The following is a 21,937-nucleotide window of genomic DNA, read 5'->3' as shown; positions in this document are numbered from 1 at the left end:
CATGGCCATGCCGTTGCGCCAGACCGTGCGGGTCGGCACCTACCTGATGCAGCAGAAGCTGCTCAAGCGACGGGACAAGTTCCCGCTGATCGTCGAGCTGGAACCGCTGTTCGCCTGCAACCTCGCCTGCGAGGGCTGCGGCAAGATCCAGCACCCGGCGGGCGTGCTCAAGCAGCGGATGCCCGTCGCCCAGGCGGTCGGGGCGGTCCTGGAGTCGGGTGCCCCGATGGTCTCGATCGCCGGCGGCGAGCCGCTGATGCACCCGCAGATCGACGAGATCGTCCGGCAGCTGGTGGAGCGCCGCAAGTACGTCTTCCTCTGCACCAACGCGCTGCTGCTGCGCAAGAAGATGGACAAGTTCAAGCCATCGCCGTACTTCACCTTCGCCGTGCACATCGACGGCCTGCGGGAGCGGCACGACGAGTCGGTGGCCAAGGAGGGCACCTTCGACGAGGCGGTGGCGGCGATCAGGGAGGCCAAGCGGCGCGGCTTCCGGGTGACCACCAACAGCACCTTCTTCAACACCGACACCCCGCAGACCGTCATCGACGTCCTCGACTACCTCAACGACGAGTTGAAGGTCGACGAGATGATGATCTCCCCGGCCTACGCCTACGAGAAGGCCCCCGACCAGGAGCACTTCCTCGGCGTCGAGCAGACCCGGGAGCTCTTCCGCAAGGCCTTCGCCGGCGGCAACCGCAAGCGCTGGCGCCTCAACCACAGCCCGCTCTTCCTGGACTTCCTGGAGGGCAAGGCCGACTTCGAGTGCACCCCCTGGGGCATCCCCAACTACTCGCTGTTCGGCTGGCAGCGGCCCTGCTACCTGATGGCCGACGGCTACGTGCCGACCTACCGCGAGCTGGTCGAGAAGACCGACTGGAGCAAGTACGGGCGCGGCAAGGACCCGCGCTGCGAGAACTGCATGGCCCACTGCGGATACGAGCCGACCGCCGTCCTCGCGACCATGGGCTCGCTCCAGCAGTCGCTGCGCGCGATCACCGAGACCGTCAGCTCCAGCCGCGGGCACTGAGACCGGGCCGGCCGCGCCCGGTTCCGAAGCCGTACCGCCCCGAGTTCCCGTCCGGCCCGGGCCACCGTGCCCGGGCCGGCTTCCCGCCCACGCCGGGCGGAGGCACCACCGCACCGCTCCGAGTCGTGAGGTGTACCCATGTCACTGCTCTCCCGCGTCACGTCCCCAGCCGAGCTGCGCAAGCTCCCCGCGCCCGAACTGCCGTTGCTAGCCGACGAGATCCGCGACTTCCTGATCGACGCCGTCACCCGCACCGGGGGCCACCTCGGGCCCAACCTCGGCGTGGTGGAGCTCACCATCGCGCTGCACCGGGTCTTCGACTCGCCGTACGACCGGATCGTCTTCGACACGGGCCACCAGAGCTACGTCCACAAGCTGCTGACCGGCCGCCAGGACTTCTCCCGGCTGCGGATGAAGGACGGGCTGTCCGGCTACCCCTCGCGGGCCGAGTCCGAGCACGACCTGGTCGAGAACTCGCACGCCTCCACCGCCCTCTCCTACGCCGACGGACTGGCCAAGGCCGCCCAGCTGCTCGGCCAGCACGACCGGCACACCGTCGCGGTGATCGGCGACGGCGCGCTCACCGGCGGGCTCGCCTGGGAGGCGCTCAACAACATCGCCGACGCCAAGGACCGGCCGCTGGTCATAGTCGTCAACGACAACGAGCGCTCCTACGCCAGGACGATCGGCGGCCTCGCCCACCACCTGGCCACCCTGCGCACCACCCAGGGCTACGAGCGCTTCCTCGCCCTCGGCAAGGAGGCGCTGCAGCGCACCCCGCTGGTCGGGCAGCCGATCTTCGACGCGCTGCACGGGGCCAAGAAGGGCTTCAAGGACGCCTTCGCCCCGCAGGGCATGTTCGAGGACCTCGGGCTGAAGTACCTCGGGCCGATCGACGGCCACGACGTCGGCGCGGTGGAACAGGCGCTGCGGCAGGCCCGCAACTTCGGCGGACCGGTCATCGTGCACTGCCTGACCGTCAAGGGGCGCGGCTATCTGCCGGCCGAGCAGGACGAAGCGGACCGCTTCCACGCCGTCAACCCGATCGACCCGTACACCTGCCTGCCGATCTCGCCGAGCGCCGGGATCTCCTGGACCTCGGTGTTCGGCGAGGAGCTGGTCGCGCTCGGCGCCGAGCGGCCCGACCTGGTGGCGATCACCGCCGCGATGCTCCAGCCCGTCGGGCTGGAACCGTTCGCCAAGGCCTACCCGGACCGGACCTTCGACGTCGGGATCGCCGAACAGCACGCCGTCACCAGCGCGGCGGGCCTGGCCACCGGGGGGCTGCACCCGGTGGTGACGGTGTACTCGACCTTCCTGAACCGGGCCTTCGACCAGGTCCTGATGGACGTCGCCCTGCACCGGCTGGGCGTCACCTTCGTACTGGACCGCTCCGGGGTGACCGGCCCGGACGGGGCCTCGCACAACGGCATGTGGGACATGTCGATCCTCCAGGTCGTCCCCGGGCTGCGGCTCGCCGCGCCGCGCGACGCCGAGCAGCTGCGGGCCCAGCTGCGCGAGGCCGTCGAGGTCCGGGACGCGCCGACCGTGGTCCGCTTCCCCAAGGGGAATGTCGGCCCGGCTGTTCCGGCGGTCGAGCGGATCGGCGGGACGGACGTGCTGCTGCGCACCGGACCGGCGCCGGAGATCCTGCTGCTGGCCGTCGGCAGCACCGCCTCCGCCTGCCTGGACGCCGCCCGGCTGCTGCTCACCGAGGGCTTCACCGCGACCGTGGTCGACCCGCGCTGGGTCAAGCCGGTCGATCCGGCGCTGCCCGAACTCGCCGCCGCCCACCGGCTGGTGGTCACCGTCGAGGACAACGGCCGTACCGGCGGAGTGGGTTCGGCCGTCTCCCAGGCGCTGCGCGACGCCGACGTGGACGTCCCGGTGCGGGTGCTCGGCCTGCCGCAGGAGTTCCTCGGCCACGCCGCACGCGGCGAGATCCTGGAGGAGGCCGGCCTGACCGGAACCGGGGTCGCGGCCCAGACCGCCGTCTTCGCCAAGAACCTGCTACCGACCCGAGGAGCGAACCCGCGCCATGCCGGCTGAACCAGACCGCCCCGCCTTCGACCTCGCCGCGCTCCTCGCCGAACGCGGTGGCGAGCGATACGAGCTGCACAGCCGCTACCTCAACCCGCAGCTGCCCCGGATGCTGCGCACCATCGGCTTCGACAAGTACTACGAGCGCGCGGAGGGCCAGTATTTCTACGACGCCGAGGGCAACGAGTACCTCGACATGCTGGCCGGCTTCGGCATCTTCGCGCTCGGCCGGCACCACCCGGCGGTGCGCGCGGCGGTCCAGCAGGTGATGGACCTGGAGCTGCCCGACCTGGTCCGCTTCGACTGCTCGCCGCTGCCCGGGCTGCTGGCCGAGCGGCTGCTGTCCCACGCACCCGGGCTGGAGCGGGTGTTCTTCGGCAACAGCGGCACCGAGGCGGTGGAGACCGCGCTGAAGTTCGCCCGGTACGCGACCGGCCGCAAGCGCGTCCTCTACGCCGACCACGCCTTCCACGGGCTCACCACCGGCTCGCTGTCGGTCAACGGCGAGAGCGGCTTCCGCAAGGGCTTCGACCCGCTGCTGCCGGACACGGCCATCCCGCTCGGCGACATCGGGGCGCTGACCAAGGAGCTGAAGCGGGGGGACGTCGCGGCGCTGATCGTGGAGCCGATCCAGGGCAAGGGTGTCCAGGCGCCGCCGCCCGGCTGGCTGCGCGCCGCCCAGGCGCTGCTGCACGAGCACAAGGCGCTGCTGATCTGCGACGAGGTGCAGACCGGGATCGGCCGCACCGGCGAGTTCTTCGCGTACCAGCACGAGGAGGGCGTGCTGCCCGACCTGGTGTGCGCGGCCAAGGCGCTCTCCGGCGGGTACGTGCCGATCGGGGCGACGCTCGGCAAGAGCTGGATCTTCGAGAAGGTGTACTCCTCGATGGACCGGGTGCTGGTGCACTCGGCCAGCTTCGGGTCCAACGCCCAGGCGATGGCGGCCGGGCTGGCGACCCTGGAGGTGATGCGCGAGGAGAAGGTGGTGGAGAACGCCCGGCAGGTCGGCGACCGGCTCCGCGAGCGGCTCACCGAACTGGTCGACCGGTACGAGCTGGTCGCCGAGGTGCGCGGCCGCGGGCTGATGACCGGCATCGAGTTCGGCCGGCCCAGGTCGCTGAAACTGCGCACCGGTTGGACGGCCCTCCAGGCGGCGCGCAAGGGGCTGTTCGCCCAGATGGTGGTCGTCCCGCTGCTGCAGCGGCACCGGATCCTGACCCAGGTGTCCGGGGACCACCTGGAAGTGATCAAACTGATTCCACCGCTGATCATCACCGACCGGGACGTGGACCGGTTCCTGGACGCCTTCACGGAGATCATGGACGAGGCCCACCGGGGCAACGGCCTGATGTGGGACTTCGGCCGGACCCTGGTGAGACAGGCGGTGGGGAACCGGTAGCGCGGCGCGGGGTGGGAAGTCGGCCCGGCCGACTTCCCACCCCGCGGGAGACACCGCGTCAGAGCTCGGTCCGGCGACGCCGGATGACCACCACGAGGTCGACGACGGCGAACAGGGTGACCAGCCCGAGGGCGATCGCGAAGCCGGTCAGGGTGCCCCGGCTGGGTGCGCCGTCCACCGGCGAGGAGGCGGCCCAGAGCGCGAAGCCCGCCGTCCCCAGCGCGAACAACGGGGTGAAGGTCACTGCGAGCAAGTAGCGGAGCTTGAGGTCGCTGCGGGCGGTGGCCGGCTCGGTGCCGCTGCGCCACCGTCGCGGGGTGGTGGTGCGCATCGCCGTTCACCTCCGGGTCGCGCGGGTGGGGCTACGATTCCAGCGTACGTCGGGGGCGGAGAGCCGGGGAGGCGCGATGACGGGGTCGGACGGGGCGGGGGAGGACGCCGAGGGGTACGCGGGGCTGCGGATCGAGCGGGCCCGGGAGCTGGCCCGGCGGCACGGCTGGGCCTCGGTCCGGGTGCTGGAGCCGGGGCAGCTGATCACCTTGGAGTACCGGGAGGGGCGGCTCAACCTCGCGGTGCGGGACGGTGTGGTCGAGCGCAGCTGGGAGGGGTAGCCCTCCCCGTGGTGCGGGGCTCAGCGCGCGAACCGCCGGTTGAGCCGCTGCTCGGCGACGGCGACCAGGGGTTCCAGCAGCGGCAGGCAGAGCAGCACCAGCAGCCCGGCGGCCCAGCCGGCCAGCACGTCGGAGACCCAGTGGGTGCCCAGGTAGACGGTGGTCAGGCCGATCGAGCAGGCGGTGGCGGCGGCGATCACCGCGCCGGTGCGCCGCCAGCGGACGGCGAGGTAGGCGAGCACGCCCCAGGTGACCACGGCGTTGGCGGTGTGGCCGGAGGGGAAGATGGTGCCGCCGGAGAACAGCTCGGGTGAGCCGACGTACTGGGCGTAGTGCGGGCCGAGCCGGCCGGTGACGATCTTGACCGCGCCGACCGTGACGTTGAGCAGCAGCAGGGCGACGCCCATGACCAGCAGCGGGCGCAGCCGGCCGAGCCGACGGGCGCGCCAGAGCAGCCAGGCGAAGGCGGCGATGGCGCTGGGCCCGCGCTGGCCGACCACGACCCAGGCGTTGAGCACCGGTTCCAGACTGGGCCACCGCTCGTACGGGCGCAGCAGGCGGACCGACCAGTCGAGGTCGACCAGGTCGGTGTTGAGCAGCACCCCGGCCAGTACCAGCAGGTAGACCGCGAAGGTCCCGGCGAACAGGGCGGCCCGGCGGCGGCTCATCGGGGGCCAGCCGGGCTCACCGCGGTCGCGGCCGGTCGGGCAGGGTCCGGTCGAGCCGGGGCCGGTCAGGCCGGGGCGGGTGGGGCCGGGCACGCGGGCCGGGGCGCGGTCGGGGACCGGGAGTTCCCCACGGTCGCCGGTCCGGTTTTCCGGCTCCTGCCGCGGAATGCGAGCGGCGGTACTTCTGGATTGCACGGGGTGACCATACCCATCCGACCGGGGGCATCCCGGAGCGAATTTGTCATTTTCCCGGGAAATCGACAATTAGGGCGCCGCCGGGTGACCCGGGGAGTGATTTCCAGTATTCCAGGATCGAATGTCCGTGTGGTCTTCGAATGATTCTGCAAAAGCCCCGGTAAAGAAAACGGAGCGGGAGGCCGGTCCGTCCGGCTCCCCACTCCGTGGTAACCCTGTGTAGGTTCCGTGCTCAGTCGAGGGGGCCGCCCGCGACGTAGATCACCTGGCCGGAGACGAAGCCGGCGCCCTCGCCGGCGAGGAAGGAGATGGTGTTGGCGACGTCCTCCGGCTCGCCGACCCGCTGGACCGGGATCTGGGAGGCCGCGGCGCGCTTGAAGTCCTCGAAGTCCACGCCGACCCGGGCGGCGGTGGCCGCCGTCATGTCCGTGGCGATGAAGCCGGGGGCCACCGCGTTGGCCGTGATGCCGAACTTGCCCAGCTCGATGGCCAAAGTCTTGGTGAAGCCCTGCAGACCGGCCTTGGCGGCGGAGTAGTTGGCCTGGCCGCGGTTGCCCTGGGCGGACGAGGAGGACAGGTTGACGATGCGGCCGAAACCGGCGTCGACCATGTGCTTCTGCACCGCGCGGGTCATCAGGAAGGCGCCGCGCAGGTGAACGTTCATGACCGTGTCCCAGTCGGACTCGGACATCTTGAAGAGGAGGTTGTCGCGGAGCACCCCCGCGTTGTTGACCAGCACGACGGGGGCGCCGAGCTCGGCGACCACCCGGTCGACCGCGGCCTGGACCTGCTCGGCGTCCGAGACGTCGGCGCCGACGGCCAGGGCGCGCCCGCCGGCGGCGGTGATCCGGTCGACGGTGTCCTTGCCCGCCGCCTCGTCCAGGTCCAGGACCGCGACCGCGTAGCCGTCGGCGGCCAGCCGGACGGCGGTGGCGGCGCCCAGTCCGCGGGCGGCGCCGGTGACGACCGCGACCCGGGGGGCGGTGCTCTGCTCGGTCATGCTCGCTCTCGTCTCTCTCGGGGGTGCCTCCGGGGAGTGCCCCCGGAGAGGGTGCCCACACCCTACCGGCGAGTAGGGGCGGCGGCCAGGGTGGAGAGGCGCAGGTGACGGTCGGTAAGGACCGACCGGTCGGCTTTCTGCTGAGAACGGGTTACTGCAAGGGCGTGGCAGCGCGTAAATATGCCAATGTTGCCGAACCTGCGTCTACTATCCGCCCCTGCCTGCCAGCAAGGGCCTGCCGTTTGTATAGTGTCCGCCAGCAGCCACCGGCTGCACGGCTGGAGCGCCCTCCCTCATAGCTGGACGCCCACTCGCCGTTACTGCCCCACCCGGGTGTCCCACACACACCGGGTGTGACATCGGGACGGATACATGGTGCTGGGGGAGATCCCGACAACCCGCGTGTCCGCGCGACTGCAGCAGTCGCCCGGACACCTCATTCGCGTTGCACAGCAGGTCCACACCCGTCTGTGGTCCGAGCACGTCGGAGCCGATCTCACGGCTCCGCAGTTCGCGGTCCTGCTGGTGCTCGCCCTCGAACCGGGCGCGGACCAGCGGACGGTCGGCGAGCGTGCCTCGCTCGACAAGGCCACGATGGCCGAGATGGTCGCGCGGCTGGTCCGCCGCGGCCTGGTGCTGCGGAGGCGTGACCCGGCCGACGGCCGGCGCAAGCTGCTCGCCCTCTCGCAGAGCGGCGCCCAGGCGGTGCGTGAGGCCACCGGTGGTGTGGTCCGCGTCCAGCGGGTGCTGTTCGAGCCGCTCACGCCGGAGGAGCAGGTCGAGATCGTCCGGGTGATGGCCAAGATAGCCAGGCTGGAGCCCGCGGCGGTGGCCGTCTTCTCCGACGCGCGGCCGATACTGGACGCCCAGCGGGCGATCGGCTACCTGATCAGGGTCGGCCAGCAGGTGCACACCAAGCTCTGGTCGGAGCACGTCGGGGCGGAGCTCACGGCTCCGCAGTTCGCCGTGCTGGACGCGCTGGAGCTGGAACCGGGTGCGGACCAGCGCACGGTCGGCGAGCTGGCCTCGCTGGACAAGGCCACGATGGCCGAGATGGTCAGCCGACTGGTGCGGCGCGGTCTGGTGCAGCGCCGGCGCGACCCCTCGGACGGGCGGCGCAACCTGCTCTCGCTCTCGCCGGCGGGGCAGGACCTGTTGCACCGCTCGGCCGCCGGGGTGGCCGAGGTCCAGCGGCTGCTGCTCGCGCCGCTGGAGGAGGAGGAGCACGAGGCTGCGCTCGCGCTCATCGCCAAGGCGGCCAGGCTCTAGCCCAAGCTTTGGTAACAACAGCCAAAACGATTCACCAAAGCTCCTCAACTCCTCGGGTGTCCGCATCGGCCGACCGTGGACGCGGGTGAATCAGGGCGCACCGAAGTGCCGCTCGTCCATGACCGGAACGAGCGGTACTTCGATATGACCGACTGTCAGATTCGCTCGGACTGTCGTTGTCGGGGGCGCCGGGCCGGCTCGGCCGGCGCCCCCACGGCCGGCATCAATTCCAGTCGAACCCCTGCGGGTCCGGGCCGATCCGCTTGCCGGTGGCGACACCGGCGATCGCCGCGAGGTCCTCGGTGTCCAGCTCGAAGCCGGTGACCGCGAGGTTCTCCCGGATCCGGAACGGGGTGACCGACTTCGGGATGGCGATCACGCCGTTCTGCAGGTGCCAGCGGAGCACCACCTGGGCGACCGTGCGGCCGTGCTTCTCGGCGATCCTCGCCAGCTCCGGCTCGGCCAGCAGCTCCCCGCCCTGGCCCAGCGGGCTCCACGCCTCGGTGGCGATGCCGTGCTGGGCGTGGAAGGCGCGCAGCTCTCCCTGCGGGAAGTACGGGTGCAGCTCGACCTGGTTCAGCGCCGGGACGACGGAGGCCTCGTCGAGCAGGCGGGTCAGCTGCTCGGTGCCGAAGTTGGAGACGCCGATCGACTTGACCCGGCCGCCCTCCTTCAGCTGCTCCAGGGCCTTCCAGACGTTCAGGAAGGTGCCGTGCATCGGGCGCGGCCAGTGGATCAGGTACAGGTCGATGTACTCGAGGCCGAGCTTGTCCAGGGAGGCGTCGAACTCGCGCAGCACCGCGTCGCGGCCCTGCTCGCCCGACCAGTCGCGGGTGCCCGAGTTCCACAGCTTGGTGGTGACGTAGAGGTCCTCGCGGGCGAGGCCGCCCGCAAGCGCCTCGTTGATGGCCGCGCCGGTGCCGGTCTCGTTCTCGTAGATCGCGGCGGTGTCGATGGAGCGGTAGCCGGCCTCGATCGCGGTGCGGACCGCCGGGGTGGCCTCGGCGTCCGGCACCTGCCACACGCCGAATCCGAGCTGCGGGATCTGCGTGCCGTCGTTCAGGGTGACGCTGGGGATGTTGCTCACGGGAAGGGGTGCCTTCCTGGTCGTCCGTTGGTTCCAGAGGGGCAACTGGTGCCCCGGCACGATTGTTCCCGCCGTTCGGGCGAATCTCCGGCGAAGCTTTACGGCGGCGTGGCGAGTGGCTGGGCGCCGCCGGCCGGGGTGGCGCGGGCGGAGCGGCGGGGGCGGCGCGGCGGGGCGGCGGAAAACCTGTTGCGTGGATCACAGCGGGCTTGGCAGGCTCACGGACATGACCTCCTGAGACCAGGGTCCTTCGTACCCTTCCGCGGTCCGGCCGCCGTCGCCGCCGGACGTTCCGACGTCGGCGCACCTTCGCGCCGCGCGTCCTCCGCCCGTCCCCGTGCGTCGGCGGGGCGGCACCGCCGTACGGCCGAGTGCCCGTGCTCTCCCCGCACCCTCCGCGACTCCTGCTCCCGCACTTTCGTGCTCCGCACCCCTCGTATCGGAGAGTCATGCCGCTCATCCCCCTGCCGCTGGCCGACCCCGGCAGTCCCGACCTCTCCTCACCCCTGGCCTTCCTGCGCTGGTTGCAGCGCGCCCAGCGGCGCGGGCAGGTCCGCGCCACCTGCTGGGCACTGGTCCAGATGGGCTCCCAGGCCGCGGCGCCGGTGGCGCTCGGGCGCGGCGTCCAGGCCGCCGTGGACGGCGACGCCGGCGGCATCTGGTGGGCGGGCGCGCTCGCCCTGCTGCTGTCCGCCACCGCCGCGCTCGGCAGCGTGCTGCTGCACCGGCAGGCGGTGTGGAACTGGATCCACGCCGCCTGCCAGTTGCGGCAGTTGGTGGCGCGTCAGGCCTCCGACCTCGGGGCCGGGCTGTCCCGCCGGATCGCCACCGGCGAGGTCGTCGCGGTCGGCAGCGGCGACGTCGAACGCATCGGCTGGTACGTCGAACTGGTCGCCCGGGTCCGGGCCGCGGTGATCTCCTGGCTGGCCGTCAGCGCCGTGGTGCTGGTGGTCGAGCCGGTACTCGGGATCGGAGTGCTGCTCGGTGTCCCGGTGCTGGCGGCCTCGGTCTGGCCGCTGATCGGGCCGTTCGAGCGGCGCTACCAGGAGCAGCGTGAACTCGGGGGAAAGGCAACTGAGTTGGCTGCCGACACGGTGGCCGGACTGCGGGTGCTGCGCGGCATCGGCGGCGAGGAGCTGTTCCTGGAGCGGTACCGGGCGGCCTCCCAGAAGGTCCGCGCCGCGGCTGTGCGCTCGGCCCGGCTGTGGTCCCTGATGCAGGCCCAACAGGTGCTGTTGCCCGGCGTGTTCGTGGTCGCGGTGACGTGGTACGGCGCTCGTCTGGTGGTGTCCGGCGAGCTGGGTGTGGGCACCCTGATCGCGGTCTACGGAGCCACCGCCTTCCTCGCCTCGCCGCTGCGGATCTTGGGCGAGGCGGCGCACGCCTGGAGCGTCGCCCGGGTCTCCGCCGGACGGGCCGTGCGGGTGCTCTCGCTCAGCCGGACCGGCGGCACGGCCCAGGGCGTGCTGGCCCGGCCGGACAGGTCCGATCTGCACGACCCGGCCACCGGCCTGACCGTCCGGGCCGGCGAGTTGACCGCGGTGGTCTGCGGGGACCCGGACTTCGCCGGGGCGCTCGCCGAACGGCTCGGCGGCCACGTCCCGCTGGCCGCGGGCGAGTCGGGACCGCCCTCCGTCCGGCTCGGTGGCACCGAGCTGGACACCGTGCCGCTGGCCGAGGCCCGGGCGGCGGTACTGGTCCACGACAAGGAGCCGGTGCTGCTCTCCGGCACGCTGGCCGAACTGCTGGACGTCCCGGCCTCCGGCCGGGTGCCCGTGGCCGAGGCGCTCGCCGCAGCCCGCTCCGAGGACGTGCTGGAAGCCCTCGTGGACGGCTCGCCCGAGTGCGGGGGCGATCCGATGCTCGCCCGGATCACCGAGCGCGGGCGCTCGCTCTCCGGCGGGCAGCGCCAGCGGCTCGCCCTGGCCCGGGCGCTGGTGGCCGACCCGCCCGTGCTGGTGCTGGACGAGCCCACCAGCGCGGTGGACGCCCACACCGAGTCCCGGATCGCCACCGGGCTGCGCGACGTCCGGGCGGGCCGCACCACCGTGGTGTTCGCGACCAGCCCGCTGCTGCTCGACCAGGCGGACCGGGTGGTGCTGCTGCGGGACGGCCGGGTGGCCGCGGCCGGCCGCCACCGCGAGCTGATGAGCACCGAACCGGCCTACCGGGCCGTGGTCACCCGGGACGAGGAGGCCGCGTCGGTATGAGCACCGTCGCCAACCGTCCGGCCCCACGAGCGAGGAGTACGTCATGAAGCCCCCCGTCCATCAGGAACAGGGGCCGGCCACCACCCTGCCGGTCGGCTCCCCGGCCGCCGTGCGCGGCTACCTCGGGCTGCTGGCGCGCCGGCACCGGGGCGGGTTCGCCACCGTGGTGGCGCTGCACTCGGCGGCCACCCTGGCCGGGCTGGTAGGGCCCTGGGTGCTCGGCAACCTGGTCGAGTCGCTGGCCACCGGCACCGCCGGGGGCACCATCGCGGTGGCGGTCGGCTGGTACCTGCTGGCGCTCGCGGTGCAGTCCGCGTTCACCGGCTGGTCGCGGATGCGCGGGTCGGTGCTCGGTGAGCGGGTGCTGGCCGACCTGCGCGAGGACTTCCTGGTCCGCTCGGTCGCGCTGCCGACCGGTGTGCTGGAACGGGCCGGCACCGGGGACCTGGTCTCCCGGGGGACCACCGACATCGACCGGCTGGACAAGTCGGTGCGCGAGGCGGTGCCCGAACTCGCCGTCGCGGTCGTCTCCTTGCTGCTGGTGATCGGCGCCCTGCTGGTCACCTCACCGGTGCTCGCGCTGACCTCGCTGGTCGGGCTGCCGCTGCTGCTGGCCAGCTCCCGCTGGTACTTCCGCCGCGCCCCGCAGTCCTACCGCAACGAGTCGGCCGGGTACGCGGCGGTGAGCAACGTGCTGGCCGAGACGGTGGACGCCGGGCGGACGGTCGAGTCCCTGCGCCTGGGGGAGCGGCGGGTCGGGCTGACGGACCGCAAGCTGCGCGAGTGGCTGGCCTGGGAGCGCTACACCCTGTGGCTGCGCTCGGTCTGGTTCCCGACCATCGAGGTGGTCTACACGGCGGCGGTGCTGACCACCCTGGTGGTCGGCGGGCTGTTCACCCTCAGGGGCTGGCTGACCGTCGGGCAGTTGACCACCGGCGTGCTGTACGCCCAGATGCTGATCGGCCCGGTGGACCTGATCCTGCGCTGGTACGACGAGCTGCAGATCGGGCAGGCCTCGCTGGCCCGGCTGGTCGGCGTGCACGAGGTGCCGGAGCACGACGGGGACGAGTCGGCCCGGCCGGAGGGCCGCCGGGTCGAGGCCCGGGAGGTCCGCTTCGGCTACCGCGAGGGCGCGGACGTCCTGCACGGGATCAGCCTGGACGTCGCCCCGGGCAGCCGGGTGGCGCTGGTCGGGCCGTCCGGGGCGGGCAAGTCCACGCTCGGCCGGCTACTGGCCGGGATCTACGCGCCCGGCCGTGGCAGCGTCACCCTCGGCGGGGCGGCGCTGTCCCGGATGCCGGCCGAGCGGGTGCGCTCGCAGGTCGCCCTGGTCAACCAGGAGCACCACGTGTTCGTCGGCACCCTGCGGGACAACCTGCGGCTGGCCGCGCCCGGGGCGGACGACACCGAACTGCGGGCCGCGCTGGACGCGGTGGAGGCCGGGGCCTGGGTGAACGCCCTCCCCGAGGGGCTGGACACCGAGGTCGGCTCCGGAGGCGCCTCGCTGACCCCGCCTCAGGCCCAGCAGCTCGCCCTGGCCCGGCTGGTGCTGGCCGACCCCCACACCCTGGTGCTGGACGAGGCCACCTCGCTGCTCGACCCGCGTGCCGCCCGGCACCTGGAGCGCTCGCTGTCCAAGGTGCTGGAGGGCCGGACGGTCATCGCCATCGCCCACCGGCTGCACACCGCGCACGACGCGGACGTGATCGCGGTGGTCGAGGGCGGCCGGATCAGCGAGTACGGCAGCCACCCGGAACTGGTCGCGGCGGGCGGCCCGTACGCGGCGCTCTGGCGCTCCTGGCGGGACGAACGCTGAGCGCGCCGGCCCGTGAGGGCGCGGTAGTGTAACGGGGATTCGAAACCCGTACGGGGCAGGATTGCCCCGTACGGGTTACCTCATGGCCCGGAAGGGCGCGTAACCGGGCAAACCGCCGGCCCCGGCCAGCAGACTGCACCGGTGACCAAGATTTCGGACGGCTCGTCCCGCCCCCAGCGCAGCGAGATCGGCGGGATCCCCACGCGGTACATCGGGATCGGCGTCATCGTCGTCCTCGCGGTGTGGTTCCTCTTCGCCAACCTCGACAAGGTCAAGATCCAGTTCTGGGTGTTCACCGTGACCGCGCCGCTCTGGATCGCGCTGCTGGCGACGCTGGTCGCCGGCGGTGCGATCGGCTGGCTGTTGAAGGGACGGCACGCCCGGTGAACACCGTTCCCGAACCTGCACCGCCCGGTAACCCGGCCTTCGCCCCACTGATCGAGATGCGCGGGGTCAACAAGCACTTCGGCGAGCTGCACGTGCTGCAGGACATCGAGCTGACGGTCGGCCGCGGCGAGGTCGTCGTGGTGGTCGGCCCGTCCGGCTCCGGCAAGTCCACGCTCTGCCGGGCGATCAACCGGCTGGAGCCGATCGAGCGCGGCACCATCCTGATCGACGGCCAGCCGCTGCCCGCGGAGGGCAAGGGGCTGGCCAAGCTGCGCGCCGAGGTGGGCATGGTGTTCCAGTCCTTCAACCTGTTCGCGCACAAGACCGTGCTGCAGAACGTCTCGCTCGCCCAGATCAAGGTCCGCGGCCGCGCCAAGGCGGAGGCGGACGCCAAGTCCCGCTCGCTGCTGGAGCGGGTCGGCCTCTCGGCGCACGCCGACAAGTACCCGGCCCAGCTCTCGGGCGGCCAGCAGCAGCGGGTCGCGATCGCCCGCGCGCTGGCGATGGACCCCAAGGCGTTGCTGTTCGACGAGCCGACCTCGGCGCTCGACCCCGAGATGATCAACGAGGTGCTGGACGTCATGCGCCAGCTCGCCAGCGAGGGCATGACGATGGTCGTGGTCACCCACGAGATGGGCTTCGCCCGGGCGTCCGCGAACCGGGTGGTGTTCATGGCCGACGGACGGATCGTCGAGGACCGCGCCCCGGAGGACTTCTTCAGTGCCCCCGAGAGCGCGCGCGCCCGGGACTTCCTGTCCAAGATCCTGAAGCACTGAGGGCGGCGCCGTGAACCGTACGACCACGCCCGCCGCGCGGGCGCGCGGCCGCCTGACCGCCGCCGCCCTGCTGCTCGCACTGCTGGCCGCCGGCTGCGGCAAGGCCGGCACCCCGCCGCCCAAGGGCCCCCAGCCCAGTGCGCTGCCCAGTTACCAGGTGCAGGACGCCTCCTCGATCACCGGCTCGCCGACCCTGGACGCCGCCCGCAGCCGGGGCCACCTGGTGGTCGGCGCCAAGGAGGACCAGCCGTACCTGGGTCAGAAGAACCCGGCGATCGGTGAGTACTCCGGCTTCGACATCGAGATCGCCAAGATGGTCGGCGCCTTCCTCGGCTTCCCGCCGGAGCGGATCCAGTTCAAGACCATCGCCTCGGCCAACCGCGAGACCGCGCTGCAGAACGGCCAGGTGGACTACTACGTCGGCACCTACACCATCAACGACAACCGCAAGAAGCTGGTCGGCTTCGCCGGGCCGTACTTCATCGCCGGGCAGTCGCTGCTGGTGCGGAAGAACGACGACAGCATCCACGGGCCGCAGGACCTGGACGGCAAGAAGGTCTGCTCGGCGTCCGGTTCGACCCCGTACCAGCGCATCCAGTCGCAGTACCCCAAGGCGCACCTGATCGGCTACGACACCTACTCGGCGTGCGTGGACAACCTGATCACCGGCCAGGTCGACGCCGTCACCACGGACAACGCGATCCTGCTGGGCTACGCGGCCAAGGTGCCGGACGAGCTCAAGGTGGTGGGCCCGCTGTTCTCGACCGAGCCGTACGGGATCGGCACGCCGAAGAACGACACCGTGCTGCGCGGGGCGCTGAACGACGCGCTGGAGCACCACGAGCAGAACGGTGACTGGAAGAAGGCCTTCGAGGCGACCCTCGGCCTGTCCGGGGCACCCGCTCCGACCCCGCCGAAGATCGACCGGTACTGAGAGGGCCGCGCCGTGAAAACGCTGACCGACAACTGGTCGACCTACTGGGACGGCTTCCTCGGCACGCTCTCGCTGTTCGCGGCGAGCGCCGTGCTGTCGCTGGTGCTGGGGGTGCTGATGGCGGGCTTCCGGGTCTCGCCGGTCCGGCCGCTGCGGGTGTTCGGAACGGTGTGGGTGACGGTGCTGCGCAACACGCCGCTGACCCTGCTGTTCTTCATCGTGGTGCTGGGCCTGCCCCGGTTCGACATCACCCTGCCCTTCTACACCTTCGCCGTTCTCGCCCTCGGCTGCTACACCTCGGCCTTCGTCTGCGAGTCGATGCGCTCGGGCATCAACACCGTGCCGTCCGGGCAGGGCGAGGCGGCCCGCAGCCTGGGCATGAGCTTCGGGCAGACGATGAGCCTGGTGGTGCTGCCGCAGGCGTACCGCTCGGTGGTGGCGCCGATCGGCAGTGTGATGATCGCGCTGGCGAAGAACACGGCGATCGCCGGCTCGTTCAGCGTCACCGAGCTGCTGGGCACCTACCGGACCATCAACGAACTGGGTTACAGCATCATCTGGACCTTCTTCTGGATCGCCGTCGGCTACCTGATCATCACCCTGGCCATCAGCGCCGTCTTCAACCTGCTGGAACGACGAGTGGCGGTGTCCCGATGACCGGTGAATCCTCGGCGCTGTACGACATCCCCGGCCCCAAGGCGCTGGCCCGGCACCGGCTCTACGGCGGGATCGCGCTGCTGCTGATCGCGGCGCTGATCGGCTGGGTCGTCTACATGCTGTTCCACACCCAGCAGTTCACCTACGCCAAGTGGGAGCCCTTCACGTACCAGGGCGTGCAGGACCTGTTGCTGCGCGGCCTGGGCAACACCCTCCGGGCCTTCGGCTGGACGGTGCTGTTCGCGCTGCCGTTCGGCGCGCTGTTCGCGGCCGGGCGGCTGTCCGACCACCGGGTGGTGCGCTGGTTCGCCACGCTGGTGGTGGAGTTCTTCCGGGCCATGCCGCTGCTGGTGATGATCTTCTTCGTGTTCGTCGCCCTCAGGGTGCAGCCGCTGTGGGCGCTGGTGGCCGGGTTGGTGCTCTACAACGGCTCGGTGTTGGCCGAGGTGTTCCGGGCCGGTGTGCTCGCGGTGCCCAAGGGGCAACGGGAGGCCGCGTACGCGCTGGGCATGCGCAAGACCCAGGTGATGACGTACGTGCTGGTGCCGCAGGCCAACCGGGCGATGCTGCCGGCCATCATCAGCCAGCTGGTGGTCGCGCTCAAGGACACCTCGCTGGGATTCCTGATCACCTTCGAGGAGTTCCTGCACGCGGGCAAGCTGATCGCCACCAACCTGGACTACGACCTGCCGTTCATCCCGGTGGTGATCGTGATCGCGCCGATCTACATCGGCATGTGCCTGCTGCTGTCCTGGCTGGCCCGCTGGGTCGAGCGGCGCAGCCGCCGCAGCCCGAGCGTGCGGGGCGGGGCGCCGGTGGCCAAGGCCGGGGTGGCGATGGGGTTGCCGCCGTCGGCACAGTAGTGAGCGGTGCGCGCTGTGAGCCCCGGCGCGCTGTGGGCCCGTGGCAGGTAAGGCTGGTTCGCGTCTGAACCATAGGTGCGGGTGGGATCGGGGCCGGGACCTCCAAATTCCTCTTATGATTGCGAGGGCAGGCGACAGACGACCGGGCGGAGGGGCCATGGAGCCGGTGTTCGACTCGCGGCACATCAGGACGTTCCACGAGGTCGTCCGGGCCGGTTCCTACTCGGCCGCGGCCCGGGAGCTCGGCTACACCCAGCCCGCCATCACCCAGCAGATGAAGGCCCTCGAACGCACCGTCGGCGTCCCGCTGTTCACCCGCGCCGGGCGCGGCCTGCGGCTCACCGAGGCGGGCGAGGCGCTGTCCCGGCACGCCGAACTGATCCTCGGCAGCCTCTCCGCCGCCCAGCAGCAGCTCGCCGCGCTCGCCCGGCTGCGCGCCGGACGGGTACGGGTCTGCGCCTTCCCCAGCGCCAACGCCACCCTGATACCGGAGGCGATGGCCCGGCTGCTCGCCGAGCACCCCGGCGTCCGGGTCGAGCTGCTGGAGGCCGAGCCGCCGGACTCCGTCCAGCGGCTGCTGCGCGGCGAGTGCGACATCGCGCTGGCCTTCCGCTATCCGGGCCAGGCCACCGAGGTGCCGGACGGGCTGGACGAGATCCCGCTGATGGAGGACCTGCTCACCGTGCTGCTGCCGGTCGGGCACTCGCTCGGCCGTCGGCACGCCGTCCGGCTGGCCGACCTCGACGGTGAGCGCTGGATCGCCGGCTGCCCGCGCTGCCGGGCCAACCTGCTGCACGTCTGCGCGGAGGAGGGCTTCGCGCCGGACATCGTGTTCTCCACCGACGACAACCTCGCCGTGCAGAGCTTGGTCGCCGCCGGGGTCGGGATCGCCCTGATGCCCGCGCTGGTGCTCTCCTTCATGTGCCACCGCAAGGTCACCGGGCGGGCCGTCGAGCCGCACCTGCGGCGGCAGGTGAGCGCGTACGTGCTGCGCGAGCACCGGCGGATCCCCGCCACCGCGCTGGTGCTGGACCACTTGCGGCAGGCAGCGGCGAGCCGGGTCGGGTGCTGAGGCCGCGGCTGCTGCGCCGCACCTGCTGCTCGACCCATAAGCATGAGTGAGGGTGATGCTTAGGAACCCTCGTTGGACGTGATAGGTCGGTCGGTCCCAGCCTGCTGGTATGACACCCCCAGCCACGGTCGGCAGCGACCGGCTCACGGAGCGGATGGCCGCGCTGGTCAGCGAGATCCGCGCCGTCGTGGACCGCGGACTGCCACCCGAACTCACCGCGTACCTGGTCGGCGAACGCCTCGCCCCGCACCTGCTCACCGCCCCCGACGGGCCCGACGCCCTGCTCACCCCCGCCCAGCGCGAGGGCGACCCCCAGCGCTACCGCCAGCACGTCCTGCACGCCGAGGGGGACGGCAGCTTCTCCGTCGTCGCCCTGGTCTGGCTGCCCGGACAGCACACCCCGATCCACGACCACGTCTCGTGGTGCGTGGCCGGGGTCCACCAGGGCCAGGAGAGCGAGACGCGCTACCGGCTGGTCTCCGACGGGCGCAGCTCCCGGCTGGTCGAGACCGAGCACGTGGCGGGCCCCGCCGGGACGGTCGCCGCCTTCGCCCCGCCCGGCGACATCCACCTGGTGCGCAACTCCTGCAGCACCACCGCCATCTCCATCCACGTGTACGGCGCGGACGTCTCGCGGCTCGGCACCAGCATCCGGCGGGTCTACCGGCTCCCCGCCGACCAGGAGCGGTGAGCGGCGACGTGGCACTGACCCTCCGGGAGCGGGCCGCCCGCACCCGCTCACTTCCCCCGCTCGGCGGGGACGCCCCCGGCCTGCTGCTCGCGGCGGTCGGGGTGGCCGCCGCGATCGCCGTCCACGCGGCCGTCCCGGCCGTGCCCGAGCTCACCGCCGCCGTCGTGCTCGGCATGGCGGTGGCCCACCTGCCCGGGCTGCGCCCGGTGGTCCGCGGAGTCGCCCGGCCAGGGCTGTCGACGGCCGGGAAGCGGCTGATGCGGCTCGGGATCGTCCTGCTCGGGCTCAAGCTCAGCCTGGACGACGTGCTCGGCCTCGGCTGGGCCACCGTCGCCATGGTGCTCACCGTGGTCGCCGCCACCTTCGCCGGCACGCTCTGGCTGGGCCGGCGACTCGGCCTGCCCGGCGACCAGTCGCTGCTGGTCGCCACCGGCTACTCGATCTGCGGGGCCTCGGCGATCGGCGCGGTCAGCCAGGCGGCCGGCAGCGAGGAGGAGGACGTCGCCTCCTCGGTCGCGCTGGTCACCCTGTGCGGGACGTTGGCGATCGCGGTCCTGCCGCTGCTGCAGCACCCGCTGGGGCTCGGCGAGATCGAGTTCGGGCGCTGGGTCGGGGCGAGCGTGCACGACGTCGGACAGGTGGTCGCCACCGCGCAGACCGGGGGCCCCGGCGCCCTGCGCGAGGCGGTGCTGGTCAAGCTGATGCGGGTGATGCTGCTGGCGCCGCTGGTCGCGGGCGTCGCCGTGGTGGCGCGGCGCAATGCGCGCGGGGCCGCGGCCGGCGGTGCTTCGGCCGACGGGGCGGACGGTGTCGCCAAGAGCGGAAACCGGCCGCCGATCGTGCCGCTGTTCGTGGCCGGGTTCCTCGTGATGATCGTGCTGCGCACCACCGGGGTGCTGCCCGAGCGGGCGCTCACGCTGGCCGGGGACGCGCAGGAACTGCTGCTCGCGGCCGCGCTGTTCGGGCTGGGGAGCGCGGTGCACCTGCCCACGATGGTGCGGACCGGCGGGCGGCTCGCGCTGCTCGGTCTCGGCTCGTGGGTGGTCGTCGCCGGTGTGTCCTACGCGGGCGTGCTGATCACGACCTGACGGGGCGGGGTTGCGTCCGGGCCGGGTCCCTTCGGGGCCCGGCCCTGTCCGTGGGGGCCGTTTATTCACGGGCCGGACGAGTGCGGACTCGGTTATCGTCGGGCGGAAGATCGCCCGTACCGGGACGATCCTGCTGCCGAGTCCGTCGAGGAGGACGCATGACCACCGCACTGCCCGAACGGGACGGCCACGAGGCCGTCGTCACGCTCGACCGACGGGAGGGGCCGTTCGGCGAGGTGGTGTTGCGGCAGCGCGGACGGCACTACGAGATCATCGCCAACGGGTGCTTCCTGATGGACACCGCCGACGGACGCTCCGAGCGGCTGCTGGTCCAGGCGGCGCTGGACGAGCTGGACCGGACCGGCGCCGCCGTGACCGCGCCGTCGGTGCTGATCGGCGGGCTCGGGGTCGGCTTCTCGCTCGCGTACGCGGTGGCCGAGCCGCGCTGGGGGCGGATCGCCATCGTGGAGCGGGAGAACGCGATCATCGACTGGCACCGCAGCGGCCCGCTGGGCGGCTTCTCCGGCGGTGCGCTGGACGACGAGCGGGTCGAGGTGATCCACACCGACCTGCTGGGGTACCTGGCGGCGTCCGACGGCGAGCGCTACGACGCGCTCTGCCTGGACATCGACAACGGGCCGGACTGGACCGTCACCGACTCCAACTCCGGGCTGTACGGGGCGGACGGGCTCGCGGTGCTGTGGCACCGGCTGCGGCCCGGCGGAGTGCTGGCGGTGTGGAGCGCGCAGCCGTCGCCGGACTTCGAGGAGGCGCTGCGGGCCGCGGGTTTCGCGGACGTGGTCAGCCGGGAGGTGCCGGTGAGCCGGGGGGTGCCGGACGTGGTGCACCTGGCGCGGCGCTCCGGCTGAACCGGGCCGCTGCGCGGACCTGTTGGCGACGGCGGCCGTCAACTGGCCGGCGGGGCGTGCGGTTTGGGTTCACCTCGCGGCAGAGTGACCGACTGCTAGCGTGGGTGCCTGCAGTGCACTAGTGCGGTTAGTGCGGTCGGTCGAGCGGGCGGTGGTGGTTGTGGTGGACGGCGGAACGCCTTCGGAGCGGATCGCGGCCGAGCTCCGACGCCGGATCGCGGCAGGGGAGTTGAAGCCGGGTGCCCGGGTGCCCTCCACGCGGCGGATCATGCGGGAGTGGGGCGTGGCGATGGCCACCGCGACCAAGGTGCTGAACCGGCTGCGGGAGGACGGGTTGGTGCGGGCCGTCCCGGGGGTGGGGACGGTGGTGGCGGCCCGGCGGGCTCCGGCGGGCGCTCCTGCGCAGGGCCGTGCGGTCGCGGGCCGGGAGGCGGGTCGCGAGGTGGGCCGGGAGGCGGAGCGGGTGCCGGGTGCGGCGGGCGTCGTACGGCGGGCGAAGGGCGGGGAGCGGGAGCTCGGCCGGGAGCGGATCGTCGAGGCCGCGGTGCGGGTCGCCGACCACGAGGGGCTGGCGGCGCTGTCGATGCGCCGGGTCGCGACCGAACTGGGTGTCGCCACCATGTCGCTCTACCGCCATGTGCCGGGCAAGGACGAGCTGTTGCGGCTGATGACGGACAGGGTCTTCGGTGAGCAGCCGCTCGCGGCAGCACCGGCCCCGGCCTGGCGGACGGGACTGGAAGAGGTCTCGCGGTTGCAGTGGCGGATCTACCGGAGCCACCCCTGGCTGGCGTCCACGATGTCCTTCACCCGGCCGGTGCTGGCGCCCGACGCGGCGCTGCACACCGAGCGGGCGATCTCCGCGCTTGCGGGGCTCGGGCTGAGCTGGGAGGAGATGGCCCAGGCCTCGGTCAGCCTGGCGGCCTTCACCTGTGGGCTGGCCGTCCACTTCGAGCGGGAGGCGCAGGCGGAGCAGGACAGCGGGATGTCCGCGGAGGAGTGGATGGAACGGCTCGACGACGAGGACCACGACCGGCTGATGTCGGACCCGGAGCGCTTCCCGATGTTCGACGCACTGAACCGGGGACCGGAGATCGACCTCGGCCTCGACGCGCTGTTCGAGTTCGGGCTGGCGCGGATGCTGGACGGGGTGGGGGCGCTGATCGCGGCGCGGGGAGGGGCGACGGGTAACAGATGACAGATGACAGCTGACAGATTTCAGCTTTCGTTCGCTGAAGTCTGTCGGCTGTCATCCGTCAGCTGTCATCTGTTACCGGC

At 72.2% G+C, this 21,937-nt stretch carries 21 protein-coding genes; 17 read left to right on the top strand and 4 right to left on the bottom strand.

Translation table 11 applies throughout. From position 1 onward, the window contains the following. The first annotated feature begins 1 nt into the window (after nucleotide 1). From hpnH to BOQ63_RS12030, 3 genes are all read left to right on the top strand, one after another. On the top strand, nucleotides 2–1,030 hold the full coding sequence (gene hpnH / locus BOQ63_RS12040) for an adenosyl-hopene transferase HpnH (RefSeq protein ID WP_030281258.1): 1,029 nt from the start codon (nucleotides 2–4) through the stop codon (nucleotides 1,028–1,030). A 138-nt stretch (nucleotides 1,031–1,168) separates the two neighbouring features. Further along, entirely contained in the window at nucleotides 1,169–3,079 is a 1,911-nt protein-coding gene (gene dxs / locus BOQ63_RS12035) for a 1-deoxy-D-xylulose-5-phosphate synthase (RefSeq protein WP_030551495.1), read from the top strand. Beyond that, the gene (locus tag BOQ63_RS12030) at nucleotides 3,069–4,469 is read left to right on the top strand and encodes an aspartate aminotransferase family protein (protein WP_072654210.1); all 1,401 of its coding nucleotides are present in this window, start codon (nucleotides 3,069–3,071) and stop codon (nucleotides 4,467–4,469) included. The genes dxs and BOQ63_RS12030 overlap by 11 nt, the downstream gene beginning before the upstream one ends. A 58-nt stretch (nucleotides 4,470–4,527) precedes the next feature. Here BOQ63_RS12030 and BOQ63_RS12025 read toward each other — a convergent pair whose 3' ends face one another. Continuing rightward, nucleotides 4,528–4,800 (bottom strand): DUF6343 family protein, encoded by a 273-nt coding sequence (locus BOQ63_RS12025; protein WP_033348395.1) that lies wholly within the window; start codon nucleotides 4,798–4,800, stop codon nucleotides 4,528–4,530. A 76-nt stretch (nucleotides 4,801–4,876) separates the two neighbouring features. On the opposite strand from BOQ63_RS12025, the gene BOQ63_RS12020 reads away from it, so the two are divergent. Then, the gene (locus BOQ63_RS12020; RefSeq protein WP_072656225.1) at nucleotides 4,877–5,080 is read left to right on the top strand and encodes an I78 family peptidase inhibitor; all 204 of its coding nucleotides are present in this window, start codon (nucleotides 4,877–4,879) and stop codon (nucleotides 5,078–5,080) included. Nucleotides 5,081–5,100: 20 nt separating this feature from the next. On the opposite strand, the gene BOQ63_RS12015 is transcribed toward BOQ63_RS12020, so the two are convergent. Further along, nucleotides 5,101–5,943 carry a phosphatase PAP2 family protein gene (locus BOQ63_RS12015; RefSeq protein ID WP_223885910.1) on the bottom strand — a complete coding sequence of 281 codons (843 nt, stop codon included), beginning with the start codon at nucleotides 5,941–5,943 and terminating at the stop codon, nucleotides 5,101–5,103. 232 nt (nucleotides 5,944–6,175) lie between these two features. Next, on the bottom strand, nucleotides 6,176–6,943 hold the full coding sequence (fabG, locus tag BOQ63_RS12010) for a 3-oxoacyl-ACP reductase FabG (protein WP_030551498.1): 768 nt from the start codon (nucleotides 6,941–6,943) through the stop codon (nucleotides 6,176–6,178). A gap of 402 nt (nucleotides 6,944–7,345) precedes the next feature. Between fabG and BOQ63_RS12005 the strand changes: the two genes are divergently transcribed. After that, nucleotides 7,346–8,212, top strand: a complete 867-nt coding sequence (locus BOQ63_RS12005; RefSeq protein WP_158714003.1) for a MarR family winged helix-turn-helix transcriptional regulator — start codon at nucleotides 7,346–7,348, stop codon at nucleotides 8,210–8,212. A gap of 223 nt (nucleotides 8,213–8,435) precedes the next feature. Here BOQ63_RS12005 and BOQ63_RS12000 read toward each other — a convergent pair whose 3' ends face one another. Next, nucleotides 8,436–9,299, bottom strand: a complete 864-nt coding sequence (locus tag BOQ63_RS12000; RefSeq protein ID WP_150475822.1) for an aldo/keto reductase — start codon at nucleotides 9,297–9,299, stop codon at nucleotides 8,436–8,438. A 449-nt stretch (nucleotides 9,300–9,748) separates the two neighbouring features. Here BOQ63_RS12000 and BOQ63_RS11995 point away from each other — a divergent pair, with 449 nt between their 5' ends. The 12 genes from BOQ63_RS11995 to BOQ63_RS11940 all read left to right on the top strand — a co-directional run bounded on the left by BOQ63_RS11995 (nucleotide 9,749) and on the right by BOQ63_RS11940 (nucleotide 21,857). Beyond that, a complete protein-coding gene (locus tag BOQ63_RS11995; protein ID WP_030281267.1) occupies nucleotides 9,749–11,509 on the top strand; it encodes an ABC transporter transmembrane domain-containing protein in 1,761 nt (586 codons plus the stop codon). A 43-nt stretch (nucleotides 11,510–11,552) separates the two neighbouring features. Further along, on the top strand, nucleotides 11,553–13,325 hold the full coding sequence (locus tag BOQ63_RS11990; RefSeq protein WP_030281268.1) for an ABC transporter ATP-binding protein: 1,773 nt from the start codon (nucleotides 11,553–11,555) through the stop codon (nucleotides 13,323–13,325). A gap of 141 nt (nucleotides 13,326–13,466) precedes the next feature. Then, entirely contained in the window at nucleotides 13,467–13,712 is a 246-nt protein-coding gene (locus BOQ63_RS11985; protein ID WP_079183559.1) for a LapA family protein, read from the top strand. 47 nt (nucleotides 13,713–13,759) lie between these two features. After that, nucleotides 13,760–14,488, top strand: coding sequence for an amino acid ABC transporter ATP-binding protein (locus BOQ63_RS11980; RefSeq protein ID WP_206267854.1), 729 nt, complete (start codon nucleotides 13,760–13,762; stop codon nucleotides 14,486–14,488). Nucleotides 14,489–14,498: 10 nt separating this feature from the next. After that, the gene (locus tag BOQ63_RS11975) at nucleotides 14,499–15,422 is read left to right on the top strand and encodes a glutamate ABC transporter substrate-binding protein (protein ID WP_223885909.1); all 924 of its coding nucleotides are present in this window, start codon (nucleotides 14,499–14,501) and stop codon (nucleotides 15,420–15,422) included. Nucleotides 15,423–15,434: 12 nt separating this feature from the next. Then, nucleotides 15,435–16,079: an amino acid ABC transporter permease gene (locus BOQ63_RS11970; protein WP_030281275.1), complete on the top strand. Its 645-nt coding sequence runs from the start codon at nucleotides 15,435–15,437 to the stop codon at nucleotides 16,077–16,079. After that, on the top strand, nucleotides 16,076–16,942 hold the full coding sequence (locus BOQ63_RS11965) for an amino acid ABC transporter permease (RefSeq protein WP_033348401.1): 867 nt from the start codon (nucleotides 16,076–16,078) through the stop codon (nucleotides 16,940–16,942). The genes BOQ63_RS11970 and BOQ63_RS11965 overlap by 4 nt, the downstream gene beginning before the upstream one ends. Before the next feature lie 166 nt (nucleotides 16,943–17,108). Next, nucleotides 17,109–18,014 (top strand): LysR family transcriptional regulator, encoded by a 906-nt coding sequence (locus tag BOQ63_RS11960; RefSeq protein ID WP_030281279.1) that lies wholly within the window; start codon nucleotides 17,109–17,111, stop codon nucleotides 18,012–18,014. A gap of 109 nt (nucleotides 18,015–18,123) precedes the next feature. Then, nucleotides 18,124–18,705: a cysteine dioxygenase family protein gene (locus BOQ63_RS11955; protein ID WP_030281281.1), complete on the top strand. Its 582-nt coding sequence runs from the start codon at nucleotides 18,124–18,126 to the stop codon at nucleotides 18,703–18,705. A 14-nt stretch (nucleotides 18,706–18,719) separates the two neighbouring features. After that, nucleotides 18,720–19,793: a YeiH family protein gene (locus BOQ63_RS11950; protein ID WP_046386504.1), complete on the top strand. Its 1,074-nt coding sequence runs from the start codon at nucleotides 18,720–18,722 to the stop codon at nucleotides 19,791–19,793. Nucleotides 19,794–19,951: 158 nt separating this feature from the next. Beyond that, nucleotides 19,952–20,662 carry a spermidine synthase family protein gene (locus BOQ63_RS11945; RefSeq protein ID WP_033348403.1) on the top strand — a complete coding sequence of 237 codons (711 nt, stop codon included), beginning with the start codon at nucleotides 19,952–19,954 and terminating at the stop codon, nucleotides 20,660–20,662. Between the two features lie 130 nt (nucleotides 20,663–20,792). Beyond that, nucleotides 20,793–21,857 (top strand): TetR/AcrR family transcriptional regulator C-terminal domain-containing protein, encoded by a 1,065-nt coding sequence (locus tag BOQ63_RS11940; RefSeq protein WP_223885908.1) that lies wholly within the window; start codon nucleotides 20,793–20,795, stop codon nucleotides 21,855–21,857. Nucleotides 21,858–21,937: the final 80 nt, after the last annotated feature.

Source organism: Streptomyces viridifaciens, from assembly GCF_001888885.2.
GTDB lineage: Bacteria > Actinomycetota > Actinomycetes > Streptomycetales > Streptomycetaceae > Kitasatospora > Kitasatospora aureofaciens.
Note: the sequence above shows the minus strand (reverse complement) of the source record. Positions and strands in the feature narration are given on the sequence as shown.

Excerpts from the sequence above, each read along its gene's own strand:
- dxs (WP_030551495.1), top strand. The coding sequence starts at position 1,169 with ATGTCACTGCTCTCCCGCGTCACGTCCCCAGCCGAGCTGCGCAAGCTC.
- BOQ63_RS11965 (WP_033348401.1), top strand. The coding sequence starts at position 16,076 with ATGACCGGTGAATCCTCGGCGCTGTACGACATCCCCGGCCCCAAGGCG.
- fabG (WP_030551498.1), bottom strand. The coding sequence starts at position 6,943 with ATGACCGAGCAGAGCACCGCCCCCCGGGTCGCGGTCGTCACCGGCGCC.
- BOQ63_RS12020 (WP_072656225.1), top strand. The coding sequence starts at position 4,877 with ATGACGGGGTCGGACGGGGCGGGGGAGGACGCCGAGGGGTACGCGGGG.
- BOQ63_RS12025 (WP_033348395.1), bottom strand. The coding sequence starts at position 4,800 with ATGCGCACCACCACCCCGCGACGGTGGCGCAGCGGCACCGAGCCGGCC.
- BOQ63_RS11945 (WP_033348403.1), top strand. The coding sequence starts at position 19,952 with ATGACCACCGCACTGCCCGAACGGGACGGCCACGAGGCCGTCGTCACG.
- hpnH (WP_030281258.1), top strand. The coding sequence starts at position 2 with ATGGCCATGCCGTTGCGCCAGACCGTGCGGGTCGGCACCTACCTGATG.
- BOQ63_RS11995 (WP_030281267.1), top strand. The coding sequence starts at position 9,749 with ATGCCGCTCATCCCCCTGCCGCTGGCCGACCCCGGCAGTCCCGACCTC.
- BOQ63_RS11990 (WP_030281268.1), top strand. The coding sequence starts at position 11,553 with ATGAAGCCCCCCGTCCATCAGGAACAGGGGCCGGCCACCACCCTGCCG.
- BOQ63_RS12030 (WP_072654210.1), top strand. The coding sequence starts at position 3,069 with ATGCCGGCTGAACCAGACCGCCCCGCCTTCGACCTCGCCGCGCTCCTC.
- BOQ63_RS11955 (WP_030281281.1), top strand. The coding sequence starts at position 18,124 with ATGACACCCCCAGCCACGGTCGGCAGCGACCGGCTCACGGAGCGGATG.